This window comes from Variovorax sp. P4_D9 (genome assembly GCF_056401695.1).
The window spans coordinates 1-4110 of the sequence record NZ_JBFUIU010000775.1; the positions used below are offsets into that span (position 1 = coordinate 1).

Annotated in this window: 5 protein-coding genes; 4 read left to right on the forward strand and 1 reads right to left on the reverse strand. The window is 62.9% G+C overall.

Annotated elements, in window-relative coordinates:
• From AC1DY5_RS44890 to AC1DY5_RS44900, 3 genes are all read left to right on the forward strand, one after another.
• The coding region (locus tag AC1DY5_RS44890; RefSeq protein WP_478120863.1) for an NAD(P)-dependent oxidoreductase at positions 1-285 on the forward strand (285 nt) is incomplete at its 5' end.
• A 31-nt stretch (positions 286-316) separates the two neighbouring features.
• Complete coding sequence (locus AC1DY5_RS44895) at positions 317-1315, forward strand: Bug family tripartite tricarboxylate transporter substrate binding protein (RefSeq protein WP_478120864.1); 999 nt, start codon at positions 317-319, stop codon at positions 1313-1315.
• Between the two features lie 16 nt (positions 1316-1331).
• Entirely contained in the window at positions 1332-2258 is a 927-nt protein-coding gene (locus tag AC1DY5_RS44900; protein WP_478120865.1) for an SMP-30/gluconolactonase/LRE family protein, read from the forward strand.
• Between the two features lie 180 nt (positions 2259-2438).
• Here AC1DY5_RS44900 and AC1DY5_RS44905 read toward each other — a convergent pair whose 3' ends face one another.
• Entirely contained in the window at positions 2439-2825 is a 387-nt protein-coding gene (locus AC1DY5_RS44905) for a hypothetical protein (protein ID WP_478120866.1), read from the reverse strand.
• Positions 2826-2955: 130 nt separating this feature from the next.
• Between AC1DY5_RS44905 and AC1DY5_RS44910 the strand changes: the two genes are divergently transcribed.
• Positions 2956-4092: a hypothetical protein gene (locus AC1DY5_RS44910; protein ID WP_478120867.1), complete on the forward strand. Its 1137-nt coding sequence runs from the start codon at positions 2956-2958 to the stop codon at positions 4090-4092.
• Positions 4093-4110 lie beyond the last annotated feature (18 nt).

Here is a 4110-nt window from a genome sequence, read left to right on the forward strand (position 1 = left end):
GTGCAGTGCAAGCGCGGGGTAATCGTCGTCAACACGGCCCGCGGTGGCCTCATCAACGAGGACGCGCTGTTGGCCGCTGTTCGATTGGGCCAGGTGATGAGCGCCGGGCTCGACAGCTTTGCCGTCGAGCCGATGACGGCGGGCCACCCGTTCCAGGGCGAGAGCGGCTTGGTGCTGAGTCCGCACATCGGCGGGGTCACCAGCGACGCCTACGTGAACATGGGCGTCGCCGCAGCCCGCAACGCGCTCGAAGTGCTTGGCAGACAGGCCACTGCCGCAGCCTGAAGCCGCCGAACTGACACGACAGGAGACACCCATGACCAAGAAGACCTCTCACTCCAGCCTGACCTCGATGATCTCGTTCGGAGCCCTCGCTGTGCTCGTCGCAGCAATGCCCCTCGGTACAAATGCACAGGCCGCCTACCCGAACAAGCCGATCAAGATCATCGTTCCGTACCCGCCCGGCGGCGCGGTGGACGTGGTCACGCGCAAGATGGCACAGAAGCTCACTGAACAGATGGGCCAGAGCGTCATCATCGACAACAAGCCCGGCGGCACGGGCACCATCGGTGCCAGTGCCGTGGCCCGCGCCGAAGCTGATGGCTACACGTTGATGGCCAATGACACGACTTACTCGCTGCTGCCGTTCATCTTCAAGAAGCTGCCCTTTGACTACGACAAGGATCTGATGCCGGTCAGCGCATATGTGTTCGCGCCGATGGCCATGGTGGTCAATACCGACTCGCGGTACAAGACCCTGCCTGAATTTCTCGCAGCTGCGAAGGCGGCCCCGGGCAAGCTGACCTATGGCACGGGCGGTGCCGGCACCACGCCGCACTTCACCGCGGAGGCATTCGGCGTGGCCAGCGGCACGAAGCTGATGCACGTGCCTTTCAAGGGCGCCGGCGAGGCGACCCAGGCCGTGCTGTCGAACACCATCGACATGCAGTTCTCGTCGACACCGGGCGTCATGGGCAACGTCAAGGGCGGGAGGCTGCGCATCCTGGCCGTGAGCGGCGACAAGCGGCTGGTGGCCCTGCCTGCCGTGCCCACTTTCGCTGAAGCCGGCGTGAAGGATTTCAGCGTCGTCAACTGGACCGGTCTCTGGGCACCGAAGGGCACACCCGCGCCGGTGCTCGCGCGACTTCAGCAGGAGATCGCGAAGGCCATGGCCACGCCAGACATGAAGGCGTTTGCGGAAGGGCTGGGCGCCGAGCCGCGCATGGCAGACGCAGCTGCTTTTGCGAAGATGCTGACCGACAGCAACGTGCTGTGGGGCAAGATCGCCGCCAACGCCTCATTCGACAAGCAGTAACTCTCGGGAGGTCGCCTTGTTCCTTCTTCAGCCGCCGCAGGTCCGGGATCTGGAGCTGTTCACGCGCATGCCGGACGCGTTCCGCCGGCGCGAGTCCTCCGTGTGGGCCGATGCCAACCGCGGCGGCCAGCCCACCGACTCCTTCCTCGAAGGCCCGGTGTTCGATGATCTGGGCAACCTCTACGTGGCCGACATTCCGTTCGGACGCATTTTTCGCATCGACCCCGCGGGCCATTGGTCACAGGTGGCGGAATACGACGGCGAGCCAAACGGCATGAAGTTTCTCGACGCGCGCACGCTGCTGGTTACCGACTACAAGAACGGGCTCATGCGCATCGACGTGGCGACCGGTGCGGTCACGCCACATCTGCAGCGCCGCAACAGCGAACGCTTCAAAGGCGTCAATGATCTGGTCATCGATGCGAAGGGCAGCATCTACTTCACCGACCAGGGACAGACCGGCCTGCATGACCCCACGGGACGCCTGTACCGGCTGCGCCCTGACGGGCAGCTCGACCTGCTGCTGTCGAACGTGCCTAGTCCAAATGGCGTCGCGCTTTCGCCCGACGGCAAGGTGCTGTACCTGGCGGTAACGCGCGGCAATTGCGTCTGGCGTGTTCCCCTCCTGGCCGACGGCAGCGTGGCCAAGGTCAGCCAGTTCTTCACCTCCTACGGGCCCAGTGGACCGGATGGACTGGCCGTCGATACGGAGGGCGGCGTGCTGGTGGCCAACCCCGGATTGGGCTACGTGTGGGTGCTGAATGCGCGTGCCGAACCGGTGGTGGTGCTGCGCGGGCCGGCAGGCGCGTCGATCACCAACATCGCTTTCGGCGGCGCGGATCGTTCGACGTTGTTCGTCACGGACTCAACCCACGGCACGATCATGAAGGCGCGACTGGATGTTCCAGGGGCGCTGCTGTACTCAGGTACACCACCTCAGTAATGAACAAATTCGGATCGTCTTGGTAAGCGTGGCCTCAAGACCGTCTGGCGGGACCGCGCGGGCATGTGCAGGATCGCTTGATCATGCTCACGCTTGGATGTGTGCATTTAACCGGTACGTGCACATATGGACAAACGAGTCACTTCGGGCAAGGACACCCGGCGCAGGCACAGCGAAGAGCTAGCCAAAGATATTTGAAATTTGGAATACCGCAGCGGCGGTCGTCGATGATCRGGCTGCGCCGATGGCGCGCAGGAGTTGCTTGACCGGGTAGCCGCTGATTGCACTGACACGGCCTGAGGCGTTGTCCTCGTAGACGAATGTGTCGCCGTCGAAGTGGAAGCGGCCTTGCCAGCCGATGGCGAATCGGTCGTCGGTCTCTTCGATGAGAACAGGCAGCGCATCACCAGCGCGGGCAAGCCTGACGGCGAGGTGGTCTTCGGGCTCCAGCATCCAGGCATCGCCCGTCCTGGTGGAGAAGAACACCAGCGGGCCGATGCTGACGATGCGCCCGTCTTGATCGGCTGCACGCCGCTGGATCGTGCGAACCTCCTTGGCCAGGTTCAAACTCTCGCGTGTTTGCCTCTGGCTGGCTGACTGGGRCTGAGCCTTGCCTCGCATCATGGCGCAATCCTTGTGCAAGTGCCCTGCGGCCGACGGTCGTCCTTTCGGAACACACCCGACGAGGAGAGGACAGATGGAACTCTTCAACAAGCTGTTCGGCAGCCTGCTGGTGTTTGTATATCACTGCTTCGACCGCATTGTCATCCACGGCTACTTGAGCGCGCTGACGCGACCCGAGCAGGTGGTCTACTTCTTCCGCGACGTCGTGGGCGTGAAGGTCGTCGACAAGGAGGTGCTGAGCCGGCGCACCGGGGAGTACCGCGATTGGGTCGAGGCCATTGCCCGCAATCATGACCTCCCCGTCGAGTGGGCCGAGAAGGGGGTGCGCAAGGACGAATACGTTGACCGCTACCTGCGCTCGATGGTCCGAGCCCGGCGTTACGGCGTGTACTTCATCTTCAAGAGCATGGAGGAGGGCCGCACCTTCCGTTGCACGGTGCCGAGGTATCCGACCCGCGACCCGAATCACCGCATCCTGGCGCCGCAGCGCAGTCGCTTCACGCACTACTACTTCTACATTCGCGACGAAGTCCTGGGACCCATCGCTATGCGCGTGGCCTCGTTCTGTCCGTTCCAGACCACCTATTACCTCAACGGGCACTCGTTCATCGAGCAGGAACTCAACCGCACCGGCGTCGGCTTTCGCAAGACCGACAACGCGTTCCTCGCGGTTGACGATCCGGTTGCGTTGCAGGCGGCGGCTGACCGGCTCAATCCCGTGCTCATCCGCGAGCGGCTGGATTACTGGACGCTGCTCTTGGGGCCGAAGTTCTCGAACAAGGAGCGCGAGCGCATCAGCCTGCGCCGCTTCTACGCGATCAACCAAATCGAATACTGTCGAAATTTCATCTTCAAGCGCAACTTCCCGATCCACCGAATCTTCCAGCGCAGCTGCGAATTGGGGCTGTGGCTGCTGACAGCCGACAAGATCTCTGAGGTCTTCGGGACTCGCATTACCAAGAAGCTCCACGGCAAGCTCAACACGTGTCGGTTTCCCTTCAATCTGTCACTTTTGTTCTTTCAATTGGCACTGATGATCCTTTCAATGTGTCAGCTGCCTGGCGGAGGCGGCCTTCGGCTGCGTCACGCATCGGCTTCGTCGGGCTCTTGCTCGACGGAAAGCTTGAAGACCCCTGCCTCGGCCGCCCGATCGAGCAGCCCGGGACTGATGGATTCAGCCTCCTCACGGATTGCCAGCTCGGCCGCCTGAGCCAGCAAGGTTGTGATC

Excerpts from the sequence above, each read along its gene's own strand:
- AC1DY5_RS44895 (WP_478120864.1), top strand. The coding sequence starts at position 317 with ATGACCAAGAAGACCTCTCACTCCAGCCTGACCTCGATGATCTCGTTC.
- AC1DY5_RS44910 (WP_478120867.1), top strand. The coding sequence starts at position 2,956 with ATGGAACTCTTCAACAAGCTGTTCGGCAGCCTGCTGGTGTTTGTATAT.